General features: G+C 42.0%; 20 protein-coding genes. 10 read left to right on the top strand and 10 right to left on the bottom strand.

Annotated features, from left to right (window positions below; genetic code table 11):
* Positions 1–2: 2 nt before the first annotated feature.
* The 4 genes from R8P61_06625 to R8P61_06610 form a co-directional block, all read right to left on the bottom strand.
* Entirely contained in the window at positions 3–971 is a 969-nt protein-coding gene (locus tag R8P61_06625) for an NUDIX hydrolase (protein ID MDW3646715.1), read from the bottom strand.
* 91 nt (positions 972–1,062) lie between these two features.
* The gene (locus tag R8P61_06620) at positions 1,063–2,637 is read right to left on the bottom strand and encodes an arylsulfatase (protein ID MDW3646714.1); all 1,575 of its coding nucleotides are present in this window, start codon (positions 2,635–2,637) and stop codon (positions 1,063–1,065) included.
* 75 nt (positions 2,638–2,712) lie between these two features.
* The gene (locus tag R8P61_06615) at positions 2,713–3,963 is read right to left on the bottom strand and encodes a hypothetical protein (protein ID MDW3646713.1); all 1,251 of its coding nucleotides are present in this window, start codon (positions 3,961–3,963) and stop codon (positions 2,713–2,715) included.
* Positions 3,964–3,984: 21 nt separating this feature from the next.
* The gene (locus R8P61_06610; protein MDW3646712.1) at positions 3,985–4,446 is read right to left on the bottom strand and encodes a cytochrome c; all 462 of its coding nucleotides are present in this window, start codon (positions 4,444–4,446) and stop codon (positions 3,985–3,987) included.
* 274 nt (positions 4,447–4,720) lie between these two features.
* Between R8P61_06610 and nosZ the strand changes: the two genes are divergently transcribed.
* The 8 genes from nosZ to R8P61_06570 all read left to right on the top strand — a co-directional run bounded on the left by nosZ (position 4,721) and on the right by R8P61_06570 (position 13,575).
* Positions 4,721–6,715, top strand: coding sequence for a Sec-dependent nitrous-oxide reductase (nosZ, locus tag R8P61_06605; GenBank protein ID MDW3646711.1), 1,995 nt, complete (start codon positions 4,721–4,723; stop codon positions 6,713–6,715).
* A gap of 26 nt (positions 6,716–6,741) precedes the next feature.
* Positions 6,742–7,317: a hypothetical protein gene (locus tag R8P61_06600; protein ID MDW3646710.1), complete on the top strand. Its 576-nt coding sequence runs from the start codon at positions 6,742–6,744 to the stop codon at positions 7,315–7,317.
* Entirely contained in the window at positions 7,310–7,747 is a 438-nt protein-coding gene (locus R8P61_06595; protein MDW3646709.1) for a nitrous oxide reductase accessory protein NosL, read from the top strand. The genes R8P61_06600 and R8P61_06595 overlap by 8 nt, the downstream gene beginning before the upstream one ends.
* A gap of 39 nt (positions 7,748–7,786) precedes the next feature.
* Positions 7,787–8,356 carry a fasciclin domain-containing protein gene (locus tag R8P61_06590; GenBank protein ID MDW3646708.1) on the top strand — a complete coding sequence of 190 codons (570 nt, stop codon included), beginning with the start codon at positions 7,787–7,789 and terminating at the stop codon, positions 8,354–8,356.
* Positions 8,357–8,381: 25 nt separating this feature from the next.
* Complete coding sequence (locus R8P61_06585) at positions 8,382–9,623, top strand: nitrous oxide reductase family maturation protein NosD (GenBank protein ID MDW3646707.1); 1,242 nt, start codon at positions 8,382–8,384, stop codon at positions 9,621–9,623.
* Between the two features lie 17 nt (positions 9,624–9,640).
* A complete protein-coding gene (locus R8P61_06580) occupies positions 9,641–10,390 on the top strand; it encodes an ABC transporter ATP-binding protein (GenBank protein MDW3646706.1) in 750 nt (249 codons plus the stop codon).
* The gene (locus tag R8P61_06575; GenBank protein MDW3646705.1) at positions 10,387–11,169 is read left to right on the top strand and encodes an ABC transporter permease; all 783 of its coding nucleotides are present in this window, start codon (positions 10,387–10,389) and stop codon (positions 11,167–11,169) included. Before R8P61_06580 ends, R8P61_06575 begins: the two co-directional genes overlap by 4 nt.
* Positions 11,170–11,250: 81 nt before the next feature.
* On the top strand, positions 11,251–13,575 hold the full coding sequence (locus R8P61_06570; protein MDW3646704.1) for a DNA topoisomerase 3: 2,325 nt from the start codon (positions 11,251–11,253) through the stop codon (positions 13,573–13,575).
* 74 nt (positions 13,576–13,649) lie between these two features.
* Here the strand turns inward: R8P61_06570 and R8P61_06565 are convergent, their stop codons facing one another.
* Together R8P61_06565 and R8P61_06560 are read right to left on the bottom strand one after the other, a co-directional pair.
* Positions 13,650–14,933, bottom strand: a complete 1,284-nt coding sequence (locus tag R8P61_06565) for a Gfo/Idh/MocA family oxidoreductase (GenBank protein ID MDW3646703.1) — start codon at positions 14,931–14,933, stop codon at positions 13,650–13,652.
* A 105-nt stretch (positions 14,934–15,038) separates the two neighbouring features.
* Complete coding sequence (locus R8P61_06560) at positions 15,039–15,758, bottom strand: hypothetical protein (protein MDW3646702.1); 720 nt, start codon at positions 15,756–15,758, stop codon at positions 15,039–15,041.
* A 135-nt stretch (positions 15,759–15,893) separates the two neighbouring features.
* Here R8P61_06560 and R8P61_06555 point away from each other — a divergent pair, with 135 nt between their 5' ends.
* Entirely contained in the window at positions 15,894–16,268 is a 375-nt protein-coding gene (locus R8P61_06555) for a hypothetical protein (protein ID MDW3646701.1), read from the top strand.
* A 21-nt stretch (positions 16,269–16,289) separates the two neighbouring features.
* Positions 16,290–17,147, top strand: coding sequence for a PIG-L deacetylase family protein (locus R8P61_06550; protein MDW3646700.1), 858 nt, complete (start codon positions 16,290–16,292; stop codon positions 17,145–17,147).
* A gap of 86 nt (positions 17,148–17,233) precedes the next feature.
* On the opposite strand, the gene R8P61_06545 is transcribed toward R8P61_06550, so the two are convergent.
* The 4 genes from R8P61_06545 to R8P61_06530 form a co-directional block, all read right to left on the bottom strand.
* Entirely contained in the window at positions 17,234–19,024 is a 1,791-nt protein-coding gene (locus tag R8P61_06545) for an arylsulfatase (GenBank protein ID MDW3646699.1), read from the bottom strand.
* A 269-nt stretch (positions 19,025–19,293) separates the two neighbouring features.
* Entirely contained in the window at positions 19,294–20,946 is a 1,653-nt protein-coding gene (locus R8P61_06540) for an altronate dehydratase family protein (GenBank protein ID MDW3646698.1), read from the bottom strand.
* A gap of 5 nt (positions 20,947–20,951) precedes the next feature.
* A complete protein-coding gene (locus tag R8P61_06535) occupies positions 20,952–22,409 on the bottom strand; it encodes a tagaturonate reductase (protein MDW3646697.1) in 1,458 nt (485 codons plus the stop codon).
* Between the two features lie 4 nt (positions 22,410–22,413).
* A complete protein-coding gene (locus R8P61_06530; protein ID MDW3646696.1) occupies positions 22,414–23,856 on the bottom strand; it encodes a sulfatase-like hydrolase/transferase in 1,443 nt (480 codons plus the stop codon).
* Positions 23,857–23,858: the final 2 nt, after the last annotated feature.

Genomic DNA, 23,858 nt, shown 5'->3' with positions numbered 1-23,858 from the left:
AGTTATTTTTTGTATTTATTCCTCCTTTTCATTAACCAATATCCCGTTAGAATAATACAGGCAGAATCTATAACAAAAAGTGAAACCAAGAATTCATCCTTTATTAAAGTAGAAATAGTCAGAATTTCTCCATTTAATCTTGAAATTAAAACTAAGAAAAGAGAGACAATCTGTGAGATAGTGAAAAATCCGAGAATTGAAATTTCTAAAAAAGTAGTCGAATTAATTTTATTTCGCCACGTATTTCTCAAGTTACTTTCCCAATTCAAACCTGGAAAATGGCATTCAATATTGTCTCGGATATACTCGGCAATGTCATGTATTCTTAAATCACTATGTGTCCAATGAGCTGATAGAAAAGTAGCTATAATTGGATAGTATAGTAAAATAATTAGATACTCCTCATTAGCTGAAAAGAATTCAGCAAGCCCCAAAAAACCCGCAAACAATATCATGGAATAATGCAGAATTTTATTCCGAATCTCAATATGTTTCAAGATTTCATTTCTCAACTGAACATATTCCGTTAAGTAGGCCTCTTGGTTTTTGATTTGTTTTGGCATCTTTATATAGGCTTCAAGAACCTCTTCATGTCTAAAAGCAAGTTTTTTTTTCATTGCTTTTTCAATTGGGATCCATTCACACGCAGAAACTTCCTTTTCGTCATGTTTAAGCTTACCGATAGCTGAACCTGTGAATACCAAAACTGCGGAATGAATATTCTTGTTAGGAATTATTTCATCAAAATAATTAAAAAATATTCCGGTAAAACTTAGTCCTGTTTCTTCTTTTATTTCTCTTATAATTGCATCTTCAGCAGATTCATTCCTATCAATGTGGCCTCCAGGCAAACACCAAGTATCTTTATAAAGTTTCATTTCTGATGACCTTTTTGTTAAAAGAACCCATTCTTTACCACACTCCATTTTAGTTATTATTCCTGCTACTGTTGCTTTTATAGGATTTTCCATGTTTTGCTCATTAAACGAATGTCATTAAATATATTCAGGAGTAGATTAATCATCTTGAAATATAAAAGTATTGGAATAAACTTGAATCAAGCTATTTTAAAATCTCCTGTTCTTTCGCCTGAAAAGCCTCATATTTCTCCACCAACTCATTCAAAACCTCCGGCTTTTCTTTCGCCAAATCATCCAACTCAGTCCGATCTTCCCGGATATTATACAACTCCCAATCTTCTCCATTCTCCCTCACGATCTTCCAATCGCCCGATCGAAACATGCGGAAACGCTCCGTAAAACCAGACATAAAAAATTCAGGTTCCACACGTTCTTTCCCCTCTAAAACCGGCAATAAGGAACTACCATGTAAATTCAGGGTTTTCTTTTGACCATATTGCCTGGGATAATCTATTCCTGCCACATCCAAAAAAGTAGGAAAAAGATCAACTACATGACCCACCTGATCAGTTATTTGTCCGGCTTTTATTCTCTCGGGCCAATGAGCAATAAAATGGGTATTGGCTCCCCCTTCATGTCCGTTTTGTTTGTATAGGCGAAAGGGTGTATTCCCCACATTCCCCCAAACAGGAGAAAGGCAACGATATCCCTCAGTCGGTCCCGGAGGCACATTGAAATCTTTATTACTATCGAAGGGACAGGAACCATTATCCGTAAAGAAAAGAATCAGGGTATTGTCCAATTCACCAGCTGCTTCCAATCTATCAAGCACCCGGCCGATGTTTTGGTCCATTCGATCTATCATGGCGGCAAAGACGGCCATTTCAAGGTCCTTTTTATCCTGTTCCTCTTCTGTCATGGAATCCCAGGGATAATAGGTCGGGAATTTTTTGCGAATCTCCGGGAATTTTGCAGGATGCCCCCGAAATTTATTGCTATTCCCTTCAGGGTGAGAAAGCCTGGTTTCTTCATCCAGCAACCCCATTTCCTTCATTCGGGCAAAGCGTTCTTTTCTCAATTCATCCCAGCCCATTTTATAGGTACCTCTGTATTTGACTATATCTTCCGGCCGGGCTTGCAAAGGATAATGGGCTACATGATAAGGCAAAAAGAGGAAAAAGGGATCCTCTTTATCCAGCATTTCATCCAACCACTTCAATCCATAATCCGTGATAAAATCAGTCTTGTATTTGGGCAAAATTTCAGCCTCTAATTCATCTGCTCCAACTTCATTGCCTTGCAGATAAAATGGGCGTTCAAAGCTCCCATCTGGAGGCACAAAATATTCTGTTGTAGCCCAGAAGGTTAAGGATTTTTCAAAGGTATTGGCGAAATAAACATCTTCAGGCACCCATTTATCAAAATGCTCTTTGCCACTAATCACTGCCGAATAGCCAGCATCCCGTAAAAGAGGAACGAAGGAGATAGCCCGCTCATTTCCCTTGTACAAACCTGTCATCAAAGAGGATCGGGTAGGATTGCATTTAGCCATATTGTAAAACTGCTTGAAGCGTATTCCCCCATAGGCCAAACGATCCAGATTTGGAGTTTTGATTTCAGAACCATAAGCTCCTATGTCTGAATAACCGATATCATCTCCCATAATAAGGACAATATTGGGCTTTTTGGGAGCTTCTTTCTGTTTTAGTTGCGGACTACATGCAAAACAGAAAAGGCTTAGCAGTAGCATGAGAAGCAGGTAGGTATGAACTCTCATAGTAGTAGTTTTAGCTTTACCTACAAATTAAGGAACAGATCCTTAACAGAGAAACCGGAATCTGGGGCAGATTTTTTATTGCTGCTCCACCTTCAAAATTTCCTTTTCTGCTACCCTCAGGAGACTTATGAATAAAAGTAGAAGTCCCAACGGAATAAGGACAGAGCTAAAAAATAAGAGTTCATGATAACGGGGAAGGAAGCCTAATTTTGCCCAGAGTAAACTTCCCTGCAAAAAGAGGAGAAACTCACTAATGATAAAGCCAAAGCTTAGGATATAAATACCGAATTTCCCTTTTTCTTTATCCAGTTCAATACAGCCTTCTTCATGAGCCGCTACAAACAAGAAGTGGCTTATAGCTCCCAACATTAGCAAATGCATAAAACCTATCACATAATTCCGGATACTAAATGCCATAATTGCTATATCGGGAATAAGGGTGATGCTTTGGATGAACACCTTTAATAAGAAACTTGTGAAGGCAACTTTTAATAAGAATAAAACTATAGGACTTACAGAATGGATCAATCCGGGATAGGTATTTTTCACCAGCCTGATAAAAAATATCAAGGCCCCTAACTGGAGCACCACACTTATTCCATTTATTGCGAATAAACTGTTCGTAGGATTAGCCCAGATCAGGGGAAGGCTATAATTCAATAAACAGGAAATCCCAAGTAGCTTCATGAAACGAATAGCATTTCCTTCATCAAACTCGATATTTTTCCTCTCAAGGAGTTTAAAGAACAAAGCCTGACAAGCGAAAATGAACCATCCATTGAATTGAAAATGCAGGTAAAACTGGATATTTGAGTAATAAAGCACACTTGCCTTCATCTGGAAAATCATAAGGGGAGGCATGAGCCATAATGCCAGCGTGGAGAACAGCATGAAATAAATAGAAATTTTGGCAAAACGAATTGCCACTTTACCAGCTGTATCTTCTTGTTTGAGGTCCTTCAAAAATCTATATGCAAATGCATAGCTGCACAGGGCATGTAAGCTTGAAAAGCTGATCGCCCATGGCCCATATCCCTCCAAAGGAAAAGCTATCATCATCCCTATGACAGACAGCTGGGTCAAGTAAAACAAATAGGTATAAAATGTATCGGATTGACGGGATCTTGCGGGCAAGAAATATTGGATCAATAAGATATACAGAGCTACATAAATCCAGCCCAACATGGCCACATGAGAGTGGCCATGAAGTACATTCCTGTATTCTATCCAATCCAGGTTTCCGACAAAGGCGTACCTAAGGAGAGCTCCCAGACTTGCTGCAAACAGGAAATTTAAGATGCTTATCAGAAAGAAACGTTTTTGCATTACTCAGGGATAGCTAGCCTCTTATTCTTTCGCATCATTTTCATACATAAACTCCAAAACATCTCTGGCATCAGCCCTGCTTAAATTCTGATTGGGCATCTTGACCAGGCATTCCTTGAGCATTTCTCTGGCAGCCGGATCTTTCTCCAGCATTTCCTCTACATTCAAGGTCATATTCATGATCCATTCTGGTGTTCTTCTTTCTGTGATTCCAGCCCAACCTGGTCCGACTACTCTTTTATCACTTAGCTTATGACAAGCTGCACACTTCAACTCATAAATTCCTTTGCCCGATGCTATCATCTCTGTATTTAGCGGATCATTTAGCTTCACTTCTTTTACCTCCCCTACCCCTTTTTCACTAACAGCTTCCTCTACTTTGTTTTGATCCATAGCAGCTTCATTTGAAGCTTCCTTGTTTGTGCTATTGCTACATGCAAGTGTAAAGACAAACAAATAACAAATCACGAGTAATTGTTTCATAATATTGGATTTTAGGAGAATTAGGAATCCTTTTCTTAGGAAAACTCATTCCTTAAGCGCCTCACTATCAGCCCCTATCAGGCAATCACAATATCCTGTCTTCTATTATCTCAATACATGAGCTATATCAATCAAAGAGATGACTATGCTCATTCATGCAATGCTGCTTAATTGATTCATTGGGGTTCACGCCCTTTTTACCCTCGCCCATTTTTCAAGATCGTTCTTTGTTTCAGGCTAAAAGGGGTTCTATTAACCTCCAAAAACTCATGATATGAATCAGAGATTCGAGTTCAAACACATTCACACTATGTTACTGTCGCTGATTGCACTGCTTCTTCTACCGGCATGTGGCAAACTATCTAATGCGGTAGAGGAAAATCAAGGAGGTGCTTTGGCAGACAATGCTGCTTCTCAGGTATATGTAGGACCGGGAGAATACGATGAATTTTATGCCTTTATGTCAGGCGGATTTAGCGGACAAATAGGGGTTCATGGATTACCTTCCGGTCGTTTGTTAAAAATTATTCCCGTCTTTTCTGTTGATGGCGAAAAAGGCTATGGATTCAATGAAGAAACCAAGCCTATGCTAAATACCTCACAGGGTTTTGTACCCTGGGATGACGCCCACCACCCCGAACTCTCTCAAACCGATGGAGAGACAGACGGCAGATGGATATTTATCAATGGGAACAATACCCCGCGTATTGCCCGAATCGATTTATCTACATTTGAAACAGCAGAGATCATAGAAATCCCAAACAGTGGGGGCAATCACAGTTCTCCTTTTGCGACAGAAAATACTGAGTATGTAGTAGCAGGTACCCGTTTTGGTGTACCCTATCCCCAGCAAGATGTAGCTATAAGTAGCTATGAAGAAAACTTCAAAGGAACGCTTTCATTTATCAGCGTAGGAGAAGAAGGGGAAATGGATGTAGCCTTTCAGGTATTACTTCCTGCTTTTGATTATGACCTCGCCCATTCCGGCAAAGGCAAATCTCATGGCTGGACATTTTTTACCACTTACAATACTGAGCAAAAAACAACGATGCTAGAGGTAGCTGCCTCTCAAAATGACAAGGATTTTATAGCAGCTATCAATTGGAAAAAGGCGGAAGAATATATTGCTCAGGGAAAATTCAGAGAGATGCCTGCCAGATATGCCCACAATGTTTATGATGAACATACGCATATGGCTACTTCTACCATGAAAGACAAAGTCCGCGTATTGATCCCATCCGAATGCCCGGGTCTGGTTTATTTCTTACCTACCCCGAAATCTCCACATGGCGTTGATGTTGATCCTACGGGAGAATATATCGTAGGAAATGGCAAATTATCTGCGAACCTAACGGTGCATTCTTTCACAAAAATGATAGATGCGATTGAAAGGGGTTCTTTTGAAAAAGAAATTGCCGGAATTCCCGTCTTGAAGTTTGAAGAAGTAGTAGGAGGAGTAGTTGAAGATGCGGGATTGGGTCCCCTCCACACCGAATTTGATGGTCAGGGAAATGCCTATACTTCCTTTTTCATTACTTCTGAAGTAGTAAAATGGAAAGTAGGAAGCTGGGAAGTACTGGATAAAGCTTCAACCTTCTATTCTATTGGACACTTGATGATACCTGGAGGAGATTCCAAAAAACCGGAAGGAAAATACCTGGTCGCCTTAAATAAAATCACCAAAGACAGGTACTTACCGACAGGCCCAGAACTTTGTCATTCCGCTCAATTATATGATATCTCAGGAGATAAGATGAAGCTCCTTTTAGACTTTCCTACCATGGGAGAGCCGCATTATGCGCAGGGAATTTCTGCTGCTAAGGTTCTACCAAGGGTGAAAAAGTTTTACCCTATTGAGGAGAATAAGCATCCGTATCGTACCCTCGGAGAGAAAGATTCCAGAGTGGAAAGATCGGGTAAGGATGTGCATATCTATATGACTTCCATCCGTAGCCACTTTGCGCCCGATAATATAGAAGGAGTAAAAGTAGGTGATAAAGTATATATCCACCTTACCAATCTTGAACAGGACTGGGATGTACCACACGGTCTGGCTGTTATGGGAGCAAACAATGCAGAATTGCTGGTAATGGGAGGTCAGACAGAAACCCTGCTTTGGGAACCCAAAGAGGAAGGGGTATATCCTTTCTATTGTACAGATTTTTGTTCTGCACTACACCAGGAGATGCAGGGATACATACGAGTTTCCCCTCGAAATTCAGACATAAAACTCAGTTGGAGATTGGGAGAAGATGAAGAAGCTATTTAAGCTTTTCTTAAGCCGAACACCTTCTCATGAAGAAATATCATAAACTGATCATGCTTATGGCCGCATTGGGTCTGATGGCTCTGTTCATCTTTCCCATGTGGCGCATAACCCTCATCGCTCCCCAATATCCAAATGGTGTCAATATGCACATCTGGATCAACAAAATTGGAGGAGATACACCCAGCACTTTGCAGAATATCAATATTCTCAACCATTATATCGGCATGAAATACATAGAGCCGGAAACCATACCCGAACTTCAGTATTTCCCCTATATAGTTTTGTCAATGGTAGCGCTTGGGATTGTTCTGGCGCTTAGAGGAAAGGCAACTGGCTACCTCTTATGGACCTTGCTTTTAGTAGCTCTTTGTGCTGCAGGCCTATATGATTTCTATTTATGGGAATATGATTATGGGCATAATCTCAGTGATACTGCTCCTATAAAAATCCCGGGCATGGTATACCAACCGCCCCTTTTTGGAGAGCAATATCTCTTGAATTTTCTCGCAAAATCCTACCCACATATTGGAGGATATTTTGTAGGAGCTTCCATTCTCTTCGGTTCATTGGCCTTTGTATTTAAAAGAACAGAGCATGCATAGAAATATCTCCTTCATCTTGTTAATCGCTTTCTTCTGTGCTTGCACCGTCAAGCCCAAAGAAATCATATATGGGGAGGATAAATGTGTCTCCTGCCTGATGACTATTGTTGACGCCCGCTTTGCAGCAGAAGCTGTAACGGATAAAGGCAAGGTCTTCAAATTTGATGCGATTGAGTGTTTAGGCAGATACCTGGACAAAGATTCTCACAGCTCCTATGCCTTCCTACAAGTTGCCAATTATCAACATCCTGAGCACATGCTCGACGCAAGAAATAGCTACTATCTCTTTAGCAAATCTATTCCTAGTCCTATGGGTGGATTCCTTTCAGCCTATGTAGATGAAAAGGCCGCCAATCAGCAAAAAAGCCTCAAGGGAGGAGAGCTGATGGATTGGGAGGAACTGAAGAATTATGTATCGAATCAAAAATGAATCAGATCAATTTGTCTCCAAGAATTAACACCCGGAAATATGTATAGAACAATTCAAATAATCTTAATCAGCTGCAGCCTTATATTTTTGAGTTCCTGTCAGGAAGAAGAACAAAGCTCCAGAAGCAGAGCGCAATACTCAGAAACGGAAAACAATTCTCAAAAAGGTCAGGCCGCAGTCGTAGATGAGCTTTCAGCGAAAAACATCCTTCAAATCGCGGCCTCTTCTGCAGATCATACGACCCTGGCAGCAGCCGTTGCTGCAGCAGAATTGGAAAATGTACTTGTCAATGCTGGTCCCTTGACTGTCTTTGCTCCAACCAATGCAGCTTTTGATGCATTGCCCCCAGGAACTGTCGAAGATCTCCTGAAACCTGAGAACAAAAAGACCCTGGCTAAAATCATCAAATTCCACGCATCTCCCGGAAAGTATGAAGGGGATTTGTTTCGGGATGGCATGCGGCTTTTTCAGGCCAGTGGGCACTATGTCCAGGTCAACAAAAACAAGGAGGAGGTATCCATAGAAGGTGCAAATATCCTGGCCACCATACAGGCCTCTAATGGAGTCGTACATGTCGTAGACAAAGTTCTCTTACCTCCTGAACAGTAATTCATCATCCCCTTCTTCCAAAATTATGGCAAAGAAAATAAATATAATCCTCCTGCTGATCCTAACAACTTCTCTTTCAGCCAAGACAATAGAAGTTTGTCAGGACTGTGCGTTCATGAGCATCAAACAAGCCCTGAATCATAGCCAGGCTGGAGATGAAATATGGGTAGGCGCAGGCATTTATTATGAATCACAAATCATCATAGATAAGCCTGTTCACTTAAAAGGCAGAGGTCTTCCAATTATTGATGCCAGGGGAGAAGGGGAAATTATAACCATCATATCAGATAGCGTCACCTTTGAAGGTTTCCAACTCCAGAATGTGGGCACAAGTTATCTCAGTGATTGGGCAGGGATACGCGTAAAAAAATCCAGGCATTTTCTCATTCGCAACAATGTATTGAAGAACTGCTTCTTTGGTATTTATCTCGAACATGCTGATGAAGGAGAAATCTCTTGCAATGAAATAGTTGGCGAGGCAAAAAATGAAATGTCATCCGGAAATGCTATTCACCTTTGGTATTGCAATAAAATCCTTGTAGAGAACAATCAGGTCAGCCATCACAGAGATGGAATCTATTTCGAATTTGTAGATGATAGTCAGATCAAGTACAACATAAGCGAGGACAATATTCGCTATGGCTTGCATTTCATGTTTTCCAATCGGGATGACTATTACAAAAATCAGTTCAGGAGAAATGGAGCCGGAGTTGCTGTGATGTTTTCCAAGTTCATCAATATGTGGGAAAATGAGTTTGACCACAATTGGGGAAGAGCATCCTATGGCCTTTTATTGAAAGAGATTTATGATGCCGAAATCCAGAACAATTCTTTTACGGAAAATAGCATTGGCATTTACGTGGAAGGCTCTACCCGCGTCAATTACCTCAAAAACGATTTTATCCAGAATGGTTGGGCGATAAAGATTTCTGGAGGATGTCTGGACAATAGAATCAATCAAAACAATTTCCTGGCCAACACCTTTGACCTTTCAATGCAAAGTGCAGCGGGGAGCAACTCTTTTGATGGAAATTACTGGAGTGATTACAATGGCTATGATCTCGACAAGAATGGCATTGGAGATATCCCCTACCGGCCGGTAAAGCTTTACAATTACCTGGTAAATCGAAGTCCCGAAACCCTGGTCCTCTTGCGGAGCTTTTTTATTGAGTTAATCAATTTTTCCGAAAAAGTAAGTCCGGCTTTTACCCCGGAAGCTATCAAAGACCAATCTCCTTCTATGCGCTATCTAAAAAGAAAGCTTTAGGATAAAATTCATTCATCATGATCAACATTATTGGACTTCATAAATCCTTTGGGAAAAACATCGTATTGAAAGGAATAGATGTTTCCTTTCTCTCGGGCAATATCACCGCCATACTCGGCCCAAATGGATCAGGTAAGACTACCCTGATTAAAAGTATCCTCGGAATGGTCCTGGCAGATAAAGGAAGAATCGAAATCGAGGGACAAAACATCAAACACCAATGGGCCTATAGAGACCAGCTTAACTATCTACCACAAATTGCCCGTTTCCCGGAAAACCTGAAGGTAGAGGAATTGATCTCGATGATCAAAGATCTGCGAAAAAAAGAAGCGGAGGACAAACGATTAATTAAGCTATTTGATTTAGAAGCTTTTCTCTCCAAAAAACTGAAGCATCTATCCGGAGGGACACGACAAAAAGTAAATCTGGTCCTTGCCTTTATGTATGACAGCCCTATCCTGATACTGGATGAACCCACAGCTGGTTTGGATCCTTTAGCTATCCAAATTCTCAAGAAATTGATTCAGATGGAAAAACAAAAAGGAAAGATTATCCTCTTTACTACTCACATTATGAGTTTGGTGGATGAGTTGGCTGATGAAGTGGCATTTATTCTGGATGGTGAAATCTTTTTCCAGGGAAAAACAGAGAATCTGAAGAAACAACATCAGGCCCAAAGTACAGAAGAAGCGATTGCCTGCATCCTAAAAAGAAATCAATCCCAAAAGCTCCTTGAGAAAATTGAACCCTTAGAAAATTTAGCATGAAAAAAATTCTAAAATATACCTTTTTTGAGCTTCTGAGGAGCAAATGGATATATGCCTATTTTGGGTTCTATTTTGTATTCACCTTTGCCCTATTACTGCTCAATCCCAATCCTTCCAAGGTTATTCTATCCTTGATGAATATTGTCCTCATCCTGAGTCCACTGATTGCCAGCATATTTGGGATTATGTATTACTATAATTCAAAGGATTTTGCGAACCTCCTTTTGGCTCAGCCCATAAAGCGGATCCATATATTCTGGGGACAATATTTAGGCCTTGCTTTATCTCTTTCTTTAAGCCTTTTGCTCGGTATCTGCATCCCGTTTTTCTTTGCAAGTGTATTTGATCTAGCCTTAGCCAAAAGTTTTTTCACCCTCTTAAGCATTTCCGTATTCCTCACCTTCATTTTTTCTGCTTTGGCTTTTTTTATTGGCCTAAAAAATGAGAATCGAATCAAAGGTTTTGCGATCAGCATAGGCATCTGGCTATTTTTTGCAGTAGTATATGATGGGATATTTTTGCTCTCCTTATTGCTTTTTGAAGATTATCCTCTCGAAGGATTTTCAATTGCTGCCAGCCTTTTTAATCCCATAGATCTCTCAAGAATACTCTTATTATTGGAATTGGACATCTCTGCTTTAATGGGCTACACGGGAGCTGTATTTCAAAAATTCTTTGGAAATGGATGGGGAATACTTGCTTCTATAAGTGTTCTGGGCCTTTGGGTAATACTCCCAGCCTGGGGAATCAGACATCTGGCTCTGAGGAAAGACTTTTAAGCTTCCCGGCATTCCTGTTTTCATAGCTCTTTCAGATTTCACATCTTATTGTAAATTGCCAATATATACTTGCACGATAAGATGAAAGTCTGTATAGCCGAGAAACCCAGTGTCGCACGTGAAATCGCTTCTATCATAGGAGCGACAAAGCGCATGGACGGCTATTTCGAAGGCAATGGCTATCAGGTAACCTGGACCTTTGGGCATTTTTGCACCCTCAAAACGCCCGATGATTATCAAGCTCATTGGAAAAGATGGGATTTGAATACCCTGCCTATGCTGCCTCCGACTTTCGAAACAAAGTTGATCGGCAATAGTGGAGTAAAAAAACAGTTCAAGATCATCAAGGAACTCTTCAAAGGAGCTGAGTTGGTCATCAACTGCGGGGATGCGGGCCAGGAGGGAGAACTCATCCAAAGATGGGTGATGAAGGAAGCTAAATATAAAGGTCCTGTACAAAGGCTTTGGATTTCTTCTTTGACTGCCGAGGCGATTAGGGAAGGTTTTGAAAACCTGAAAGAAGGGAATGAATTTGACAAGCTTTATCATGCCGGCTTCTCCAGGGCCATAGGAGATTGGTTATTGGGAATGAATGCGACTCGCCTCTACACCTTGAAATATGGAGGCTACAAGCAGGTACTTTCTGTCGGTCGGGTGCAAACTCCTACCCTGGCAATGTTGGTACAAAGACACTATGAGATTCTGAATTTTGTACCCAAAACCTATTGGGAATTGCAGACCTTGTATAGAGAGGTTGTATTCAATTGTCAGAAAGGGAAATTTGAGGAAAAGGAAAAAGGAGAAGATATTCTCAAGCAGGTTGATGGCCAGCCCTTCACCATCATTTCCTCCGAAAAGAAAGAAGGCAAGGAACTCCCTCCACGCCTCTTTGACCTTACTAGCTTACAGGTCCACAACAATAAGAAATTTGGCTTTTCTGCGGAAAAGAGTCTGAATATCGCTCAAAAATTATACGAGCAAAAACTGATCACTTATCCCAGAGTAGATACGACTTACCTCCCCAATGATCTCTATCCAAAGGTGCCGGGTATTCTGGAAAAACTAACGCAATACACGCCTTTTGTTCAGCCATTGTTAGGGAAAAAGATTAGAAAATCGGCTAAAGTTTTCAATGATAAAAAAGTAACCGATCACCATGCGATCATCCCAACAGGGGTTGAACGAGGATTGCCACCGGATGAACAAAAGGTCTATGATGCAATAGCGCGTCAATTCATTGCAGCCTTTTATCCGGATTGTCTGGTAGCCAATACAACAGTAATCGGGGAATCTGCGGGTATTAAATTTAAAGCTACGGGTAAGGAAATTCTAGATCTGGGATGGAGAGTCTTATTCCCCAAAAAGAAAAAAGAAGAGAAATCAGAGGATGAAAAGAAAGAGAATGAGGAGAAAATCCTTCCTGCATTCACAATCGGTGAATCCGGTCCTCATGATCCTTCCTTAATCGAAAAACATACCAAGCCCCCTAAATACTATACAGAAGCAACTTTGCTAAGGGCCATGGAGACAGCGGGAAAAAGTGTAGATGATGATGAGTTGAGAGATTTGATGAAAGCCAATGGAATTGGAAGACCTTCTACTCGAGCGAATATCATTGAGACCTTATTTAAACGGAAATACATTCGCCGAAAGAAAAAACAAATCCATCCTACGGAAATCGGAGTTCAATTGATCGATATCATCCAAAACGAACTCCTCAAATCACCAGAACTGACCGGGCAATGGGAAAAGCATCTACGAGACATCGAAGCAGGAAGTGTAAGTGCAGGAGCTTTTGTAAAAGGTATGAAAAAAATGGTGAGCCATTTGGTGGATGAGGTTCGTATGAGTCAAAGCTATGTGCGCCTTTCCCATACAACAGAAGAAACTGAAGCCCCCAAAAAGAAGCGCAGCAGAAGTAGAAATAAGAACAAAGCAAATTCACCTACTGAACTCACTTGCCCCAAATGTAAATCCGGCAACTTATTAAAAGGAAAATCTGCTTATGGTTGCAGCAATTATAAAAACGGTTGCAACTTCAGAATCCCATTTATTCACAAAGACAAAAAGCTACCCGAAAGCCAGATCATTCGTCTGATTGAAAAGGGCTCAACCATCCAACTCAAAGGCTTTAAAGAAAATGGAAGTAGCATAAACGGAAAGCTAAACTTCGACAAGGAATTTATCCTCCAGCTCGAACCCAAAGCTTCCAAAAAAGAGGCAGCAGACACCCTCACTTGCCCCAAATGCAAAAAAGGAAGCGTCCTCAAAGGAAAATCTGCCTTTGGCTGCAGCAACTGGAAAGCAGGCTGCGATTTTCGGGTCAGCTTCGACGAGGTAAAAGCCAAAGCCAATGGCCAGCCCATGAGTAAAGAGCTGGTTTGGGGAATATTGAGAGGGGAATGAGGTGTTCTTGTGTTCATGTATTCTCGTGTTCTAGAGTTGAATTTCTTCCAGAACACATGAACACCAGAACAGATCTAAAATTCAGGATACTCCCACTCTCCTCTATACTCTCTCTTTAGCATCGCTTGTGCCTCGGGATCATCGAGGATACGACAATTTTCACCATCCCATTTCACACTTCGACCTAGTTTATAAGACAGCATACCTAGGAGGCTGATATTGGTGGCCAAGTATCCATGCTCGATGTCGCAAACCGGTCTGAGATCGGTCTCGATGGAAGTCATAAAGTCTTTCCACAATTCCTTGATATTCTGATGATCAGGATCATGTAGTTGAGGAGCTACTTTGATGATTTCTTTGTTCTTGTTTTTGGGATAAAATGTCCAACCATCTCGCCAACCCATATGGAAGGTTCCTTCTGAACCATAGAAATAGCAGCCGACATTGTGGCTATTGTAGGCATTGGGTGCGCAGAGTTTATGTTCCCAATTGAGGGTAAAATCTTCAAATTCATACACCGCCAATTGGGTGTCGGGCGCATCTGTATTATCTTCCTTCACAAAGCGCCCTCCTGTAGAATAAACCGTTTTAGGATGCCTTTCTTCCGTCCACCAAAGCACCTGATCGAACCAGTGAATGCCCCAGTCCGCGATGGTTCCATTGGCGAAATTGAGGAAATTTCTAAAGCCTTTTGGGTGAATACGCGGATTGAAAGCCGTCTCAGCTGCAGGACCAACATACATATCCCAATCCAGGCTATCCGGCGGAGCAAGGTCCTTGCTTTCTTGGCCCGCTCCCTGCCCATAATTAACAAAGCATTTCACCTGACTGATTTTACCTGCTTTGCCCGCCTTGAGAAACTTCATTCCTGAAATATTATGTGGAGAAACTCGCCTATGGGTTCCTACCTGCACAATCCGATCATATTCTCGAGCAGCGTTCAGGATGGCTTTCCCTTCTCCTATGGTATGCCCGATAGGTTTTTCCAGGTACACATGTGCCCCCTTTTTGATGGCTGCTATCGTAGGCAGCGCATGCCAGTGATCCGGCGTTCCGATAATTGCAATCTCGACTTCTTCAGCAGCTAATAGTTCTCGATAATCTTTATAAAGTTTCGGATTATCTCCCGCCAAATCCTTGACATCCTTAGCAGCAGCATTCAAGGCATTCTGATCGACATCACAAAGCCCAACTACTTTACAATCTCCATGTGCCATCGCTTCCCTGAGAATGTTCATTCCCCACCAGCCACATCCAATCAAGGCCAGGCGGTATTTTTTAGTTCTGCCGAGTGCAGGCAATAAGGGTAATGCTGAAAAGGCAAGGCTGCTGTTTTTGATAAATTCTCGTCGATGCATAGTGATGGGTTTGAACGTGTTGAAAAGTGGGAGTGTTGTAGTTTTGTAGTGTTATAGTTTAGATTGCAAAGAGCTCCTGAACTACAACACAAAAACACAATTCTTCTATATCTCCTCCGATATCCCCAAAATAATATCCGTCAATTGTTGTAGGGAATCAAAAATGTAATATTTCCCTTGAAAGCTATGTCTGTCATAAGATTCACCGGACAAAAGAGCTTCAGGGCTAAAGTCAATTTGGTTTTCGGGCTTGTAGGCTTCGAAAACTTCCCCAGAGGAATAAAAGGTTGATCCAAAAGCTTTAATACCTGAGGGTTCTCGGATTAGCCCTAACTCGATCAGCATTCCTCCGATGAAATCCAGCTTCTGCAAAACCAGTTCATTTTGATCATGCCATGCACGAATATAGGTGCGAGCCAGCAATTGATACATGGCAGAATAGTCTTCCTCCATCATGAAGGGAATATGTCCCATGATATCATGCCAGATGTCCGGCTCATCGCAATAGTCCAGTTCTTCTGGTTTGCGAACGAAACTGGTCAGGGGCATTTCAAAGTTCGCGATATGTGTGTACCAGTCAATCTGTGGCAGAATGATATTCTCTCTTGTCTGGATAAAGGTATAGCCGGTATACCGCTGGGAAATTTCCGTTAGGTATGTTGCTGTAGGTCTCTGGCTATTATCCAGGCCCAACTTAGAAAAACCCATGATCCAGGTACTGGATATGGCTCCTAATGATTGGAGATTCTGAAAGTGAGTAATGAATAATTCCTGCCAGTTCTGGTCATCTTTTTGGGGATCAAAAACTCGGGATTTGACACGCATGATAAGTAGCTAGTAGTTTCTTTTGAAATTAAGATAATTCTAAGAATCTTTCATCAGATTAAGCATTAAAAAATCGGGACTGGGTCTGAATTTCCAAAGAGGAAGCACATTTTTCGAACCTCAATATTTCAGACCATGACAAAAAGAATCTTTACCCAATTCTCTCTTGCCTTATTCTTGCTTCTATCTCTCAGCTTCAGCTCCTGCAAGGGCATATACTTCAATGTTCCTAATGTTGAATATCTGGGGGAAAGTCGGGAAGCTGTGGATAGCCTGGAAGTATTTTATGATGAAGCTGATGTAAAGCGAAATTTTCGGACCATGGGCCAAATGGTTCACGACAAATTCCTGAACTATTCGGCAGAACGAATTCAGTCCGAGATGATCTATATTGGAAAACGAAAAGGCGGAGATGCCATCATTTTTTATGATATGTGGATGGATCGTAGCAATGAAGAGGTCGGAGATCGATTATGCATTAGGGCAAAATTGATTAAGTATGTAAATTGATTTCATTGAACAATTGAAATCATGACTACTACTACTCACTTCCTTTTAGCTCTTGGAGTTTTTATTTCTTCCAGCTTTACAGCTTTCGGACAACCTATGATAAAACCATTGGCAGATCCGATAGAGCTTGCCGATGAGGATCGTCTGGAAAATCAGCGCAATAAAAGCATTTTGGTATTTACGCCTCACCCGGATGATGAAACTTTTTCCTCCGCAGGTACCTTAGCCAAATTGCAAAAGAATGGAAATACGATTCATATCGTCATTTACACAAATGATAATAAAGGCTCCAAAGACCTGGAGATGACACGGGAAAGGCTTGCCAGAATCAGACGAGCAGAAGAAGAAAAAGCATGTGAGATTTTGGGGATTCCGAAAGAACATATTCATTGGCTCGGCTATGAAGATGGAGATTTGGAATATGCTGATCCCAGGGTTTTACGGGGGAAAGTGGCTCGTTTGATCAAAATTTATAAACCTGATATCGTATTAAGTCCTGATCCGGGAACAGAGTATGTCCAATGGCATAAAACGGATCATCGGATGGCGGCAAATATTACACAGGATGCCTTTATTGCCGCGGAATGGCATTTATACTATCCGCAGCATTATTTGGACGAGGGATTGGAGGCTTTCGGAGTAAAGGAAGTGTATTACTATTATTCCCAAACCCCCAATTATGAGGTGGATATCACGGATGTTTATGAACAGAAAGCCAAAGCCTGTGCAGCTCACGTCAGTCAGTTTGAGCCTTCTGTCACAAAATACACCCCTGAGATGCCGGAGGAAGTTTTCCAACAAGTCAGGGATGGATTTCGAGCAAGAGGATTGCTAGAAGATGGGCGTATAGTGGAGAGATTCAGAAAAGCAGGGGGCTGAGATAAGATTGACGCATAGTTACCAAAGCGGAGGGAACTCATAGCCTTTCTCTTATCTGTCAAATCAAACCTGGAGTTCAACAACTCCTACAGCTTCTCTACCTTTACGTAAAAGGCACCATAGGCTTTGCCTTCGGCTTCCTGAAACCAGGTGCGAAGCTGATGTTTGCCTTTTTCCAAATCCACTTCAAAGCTTTTAGCAACATCATTTGCACTAACTTCACTTTCCATTTTCTGCCCGCCAATAGAAATCCCCGCTTTTTGAATCGGAAGGGCTTTGCCAGCATCCAGGGTAATCACACTGGTTCCTTTCACTCCAGGTTGAGGGGGAATTCCTTCTTTTATCGGAACATTTAGTTCCGGAATCCAGCGATACAGGCTGAATTTATAACGGCCGGTCTCCAGAGCCTCTACCGCAAACCAACCTTCACTTTTGAAACCAGCACGGATCATCCGTTGATTCCAGGCAACAGAATTATAGCCCTTGTCCATATGCATATCATGGACATAGATCAAATTAGGTTCGCCTTCATAACAAAGGCTAATAGTCGCCATTTTATTGGCGCTTTCCTCCAGACTTGCCCACCATTTCTCATATTCTGCCCTTAGCTCTGAAACAATCTGGGGATGCTTTTTAGCAATATCTTTTTGTTGTCCGGGATCTGTTTTCAAATCATATAATTCCTCTCCATTGATCAACCTCCACTTATCCTGCATAACGGCACACATGCGCCATTTTTCGAGCTTTTCCTGACGCTGAGTATCTGTAATCAAGGTTCTTTTTGCCAAATGTGCCTCTTTATTTAAAAGAATTTCCTTGAGGCTTGTTCCATCAAAATTCAAGCCTTCAGCACCTTTTAGATCGAGCATATCAATCAAAGTCGGCAAGACATCTACATGAGCTGTCAGTTCATCGATATTGCGACCTTCAGCTATCCCTCCTTTTGGCCAACTGATAAAGAATGGTACTCTATGCCCTCCTTCATATCGGCTATTTTTCAAACCTCTCATACCTGCATTGAATCCTTTGGTCGCCAATCCGCTTACTTTATCCAATTCAGCTCCACGAGCCGTTCCATTATCAGTCATGAATATCACAATCGTGTTTTCCCGCAAACCGGAGCGGTCCAGATAAGCCATCATCCGCCCCATATTTTCATCCAGATTTGAGATCATTCCGTGAAAATTGGCATTAGGAACACGAGGATTATTGGCAAAGGGAGCACTGTATTGATGATCTACCCAAAAGGGTCCGTGAGGAGAATTGGTAGCCAGATAAGTAAAGAAAGGCTTGTCTTCTCTTCTCTTCTTCTCCATAAAATCCATCGCCTCCGTAAACCACACATCCGTACAGTATCCAGAGAAAGCCTCTTCCTTTCCATTCACAAAATATTTATCGTCGAAATAATCATTGCCCCAAATATCAGGCCCTTGAAAAACTCCTCCTCCTCCGTGATAAACCGCGTGTTCAAAACCATTGTCCATGGGTCTGAAGGGGTGATTATCCCCAAGGTGCCATTTACCAAACATACCACTTGCATACCCATTGATAGAAAATACATCTGCAAGTGTAGTTTCATCCTCATACAATAAAGATCGACCGGCTATGGTATGCCAAACCCCCGTTCGATTGCTGACATGCCCGGTCATTAGAGCTGCTCGCGTAGGAGAACAGGTGGGACTCACATGAAAATCGGTCAGGCGAGTACTTACTCGGTGTAATTCGTCAAGATTAGGGGTTGGAAGATCTGGATTCCCATGACAAGATAAGTCTCCATAGCCCTGATCATCAATGATAATGAGCAGAACATTGGGAGCCTGAGCCTTGAGTGAGAAAGCGATCAACAGATAAATAAAAGTAGTAGTTAGGTAGCGCATGTTGAGTTATTTAGAATATAGTCCCCCGGACTCTTTGAGGTGAATCGCAGGAGGTAGTTTTGCTTTTGTTGTAGTCTTAGATCCAGTATTCCAAATATATACGAACTGAGGAGATATCAGAAAGAACTTCTTCATTTTTAAAGCGGATAACTTAAAAGCCTATCCTATCCCCGGTATACAGCTTCTTTTTATGTATTGTTCTCGCCTCAATTTTTATCCGATAGTCGCTTAACAGGCGTAGAGTCTCTGGGACAGAAATAGAGGACGTATCAAAGAGACACGCCGCGCTTCCACGGAATAAAATCATCCTGTCCGAGCCGGACGGCTGCTGCTTCATATTCTCCACTGGCTACCTGAATGATGAGCTCAAGAAGTTCTTCACCTTTGCTTTGGATGCTGTCCTCTCCTGTGATGATGGTTCCGGCATTGATGTCGATGATATCACGCATGCGTTGATAGAGGGCATTATTGGTGGACATTTTGAGGACAGGACTTATAGGATTGCCTGTAGGAGTACCCAAACCAGTGGTAAAGACAATTACATTGGCGCCAGCACTCGCCAGGCCTGTAGTGCTTTCAACATCTCCTCCGGGGGTACACAAAAGATGAAGTCCCGGCTTTCGTGCAATTTCGGTATAATCGAGCACATCCCTCACAGGTGAAGTTCCCCCTTTTTTTGCTGCTCCTGCAGATTTAATAGCATCAGTAATCAGGCCATCTTTTATATTTCCGGGAGAAGGATTGTTTTCAAAACCTGAACCTACAGCTTCGGCCCTTTCTGCATAGGTCTTCATCAGATAAGAAAACTTCTCAGCGATATCTGAGTTTTCGCAACGATTGATCAGCTCTTGTTCCACTCCATTAAGTTCTGGGAACTCAGCCAGAATAGTCTGGCCTTTTAGGGCGACCAGCAAATCAGAGGCATAGCCCAAAGCTGGGTTGGCAGAAATACCAGAGAAACCATCCGAACCCCCGCATTCCAGTCCCAGGCTTATTTTATCCAAAGATGCTTCCTGTCTTTTCACCTGATTGGCAATAGTCAAACCAACAAAAGTCTGCTTTATCGCATCTTCGAGGAAGTCCGGTTCCGATTTGCTTTTTTGTTGTTCCAGGATATAAAGAGGTTTGTCGAAATTCGGGTTTTCCCTTTCTAAAGCTTCTTGTAGAACCCTGATCTGAGCATTTTGGCATCCCAAACTCAAGACAGTAGCTCCTCCGACATTGGGATGATTGATATAGCTGGCAAAGAGCCTACAAAGGGTTTCAGAATCTTCTCTTGTACCTCCGCAACCTCCTTCATGGGTCAGAAATTTGATCCCGTCAATATTGGAGAAGGGTCTACTCTGCCTAATTTCCTCCTGGCTCCGATGGATTTTTTGTTCCAACAAACCTTCAGCATCAGCCCCGTTTTTATAGGCTTCCAGGAGAGGGCCAATATCTACTTTATGGCTCTTATCTGTCGAATATCCCAGGGCTTCAACCAATGATTCCTGCATCACACGAACATTGCGATTCTCACAAAATACCAGGGGAATTACCAGCCAGTAATTTGCGGTCCCGACCCTCCCATCCGAACGATGGTAACCTTGCCAACTTCGGCCTTCAAAGCGCGAAATATCCGGAGCTGTCCAATCCAGTTTTGCCCGATCTGTAGAATAGGCATCCGTGTCGTGGACAAGATTTTCCGTATTGATCAGCCCCCCTTTTTTGATGGGCTTGCTCGCTCTCCCTACCAAAACTCCATACATATAGACAGCCTCTCCTTCTTGCAAATCCTCCTGTGAAAATTTATGCTTGACTGGAATTTCTTCCTGGAGTTCCAGAATTCCTTCATCTAACTCTACTTTTGTCCCCTTTGTCAAGGTCTGGAGAGCTACTATGAGATTGTCCTTAGGGTGTATTTTGAGGAAGGTATTTTTCATATTTATCAGGAAATATCATGTAAAAGGTAGGTCAGGGCTTCTTCCATCCCATGCCTATCTATGAGTTCTACAAATCCAGCAATAGCTGAGCTCAATTCCGGAACATTTGTCATGTCCTCTCCCCAAATATCCTCTTTTGCGAGGATGGTTCTAACTAATTCAGCATAAGCCCTAGGATTCCTGTCCCAGGAAGATTTAAAAAAAGCAAGCCTCTCTTCATCATCTTTCAGAGCGAAATGTTTGCCTTTCCATTCCCCTTTATACAAACAAATCAAAGCTGCCCAGGCAAAACAAATATGAACGGGCAAAGCCTCCCTCTTTCTCAGATAGTCTTTAAAAGTCGGCAATAAACGGCTGACAAATTTCGAACTGGAATTGAGGGCTATACTGATCAATTGATGTCTGATATGGGGGTTTTTGAAACGATCCTTTACATCGGAGGCAAAAGCTTCTAAATAGGCCTTATCATATTCGATATTGGGAATCACCTCTTTTTCTAATAGAGCTTGAAGGTAAAGGGATAATAAAGGATGTGCTATGGCTTCAGAAACCAGTTCCACTCCCGCCAATAAACCTATAGGTACAATCGAAGTATGTGCTCCATTGAGGATGCGAACTTTTATCTGGCGATGAATATTCAGCTCTTTCACCAACTGAATATTGAGATCTGTTTGATCAAAAGGGAGCTCATTCCGAACAAATTCAGGCCCTTCTATGATCCAGCTATGGTAAATTTCCCCCGCAACCAGCAGCTTATCATCCTTCTGAAGATGGGTCTGTATTTCAGCGGCTTTCTTTTCGGGGTATCCAGAAACTATCCTGTCAACCAGGGTATTGCAAAAGGTATTGTGTTGATCAATCCAGGCTTCAAAATCCTGTCCCAGCCCCCAATCTTTAGCATAGGATAAAATGGCTGCCTTTAATTTGGCTCCATTATCCTCTATCAGTTCTAGCGGAAGAATAATACATCCTTTATCAGCTGCCCCCTTAAAGTGCTCGTAGCGGGCCCAGAGCCAATAGCAAAGCTTGGCTGGGAATTCTTTGGGACAATTATCTACTGCTTTAGGTTCTCCAGAAGTATAGACGATGCCCGATTCTGTGGTATTAGAAATGATGAAACGGAGATCAGGCTTTTGGGCAGAAGCAAGATAGGCGCTCCATTCTTTATAGGGATGAATGATGTGCCTAACACAAGTAATAAGCCTCGTGGCTTCCTTAAGTTCTCCATTTTCTACTCCATTGAGCAAGACATGGTATAAACCCTCTTGTGCTCTCAATTCTTCATAGTCCCCTTTTTCTGTGGGCTTTACAAGCAAAACATCTCCGTCAAAATTGGTCTTTTCATTGAGAATATCAATCATCCAATCACTGAAAGCCCGGAGAAAATTCCCGGCTCCAAATTGCATGACGCGAATGGGTCTTTGCTGTTTTAAGGCTGCTGTATTTCTTCTGAGTATTTCCATAGCTTTAGGGATAATCCGCTCCCTCATTACTCCTTTCAACAGAAGCTGACCATTCCTCCAACTCTCTTTTCAATTCAGATAAAATAGCGGGATATTGACTGGCCAGATTATTTTCCTCTGAAGGATCAGTAAGGAGATCATAGAGTTCAAAAGCAGCATCTTTCTTAGGCGAAATCAATTTATACTGCTGATGTACCCAGGATTTCGCCCCATTCCTGTGCATAAAGCCCATTCCTGCCTGGCGCTTATTCTTTTTGCCTTCAAAAACATCGCGTAGACTAATCCCATCAAGGGGATAGTCATGAATTTTTTCCTCTACCTCCAGGAAGTCCAAAATCGTAGGCAGGTAATCACTGGTGTACATGGGGAAATCCAGTTCTTTTCCCTGATCAAATTTTTCGGGCCAAAGCATAAATGCAGGAACCCGTAACCCTCCTTCATACAAACTCCTCTTTCTCCCCCTGAAATGAGCAGCAGAACCAGGAGTGCGGTTTTCAGGCCCATTATCACTACAAAACCAGATCATGGTATTTTCCGCTATCCCATTTTCCGCTAAATAGTTCCATAGCCTACCAATTTGCTCATCCATTGCAGTAATACTTCCGTAATACAATTGCTCTTCATGGGAAAGGCCTGCATACATATCTCTGTACTTTTTAGCAGCTACTACGGGTAAATGGGGAGTATGTGGCCAAATGGTCGTAAAAAAAGGAGTTTTTTGATTTCTCTTTAAAAATTGGAGGACTTGATCCATGATTATCCGGGTATTCTCACCCTCCATTTCTTTGAGCACTCTTTCTTCAATTCCAGACCAATACCAGGTACCATATTCTTCAACCTCCTTTTTCGCTTCAATCGCAGCTGCCCAACCATATCGAAGAGATTCTCCCTTCGCAGTATCAAATTCCAGTGGTTTAATGAGAGGATCATAAGTCGGAACTTTAGATTCCGTACAGAAATAGGCATCATAGCCATGCATACTTGGGATAGAATAATGTGTCGAATCTCCCGCTTTGCCTCGATTAGCATCCTTCATTTGAGTTGTCAGGGTACCCAAATGCCACTTCCCAAAATGGCCGGTTCTATACCCCATAGCTTTTAAGACTTCAGCAAGTCCGATTTCCTCTTTCAGCATATGTCCCGTATTGGCTCCGGGAATGCCCATGCGATTGGGGTTGCGACCTGTGAGGCAGGAGGCTCTTGTAGGCGAACAAACCGGTGCTGCTGAATAGAAACGAGACAAGCGAAATCCTTTAGAAGCCAGCTTATCCAGATTTGGGGTTTTTATTTTTTGATTTCCATTAAAACCGACATCGCCCCAGCCCAAATCATCCACCATGATGAGGATGATATTTGGTTTTTGAGGAAAGGAAGTATTGACTTCTTTCTTTCCCATAGAACAGGAAAAAAGAAAAATCAGAGAAATAGCTATTGAAAGAAATCGCATCA

Source organism: Bacteroidia bacterium (genome assembly GCA_033391075.1).
Classification (GTDB): domain Bacteria; phylum Bacteroidota; class Bacteroidia; order J057; family J057; genus JAWPMV01.
This window is presented reverse-complemented; position numbering and strand designations above follow the sequence as displayed.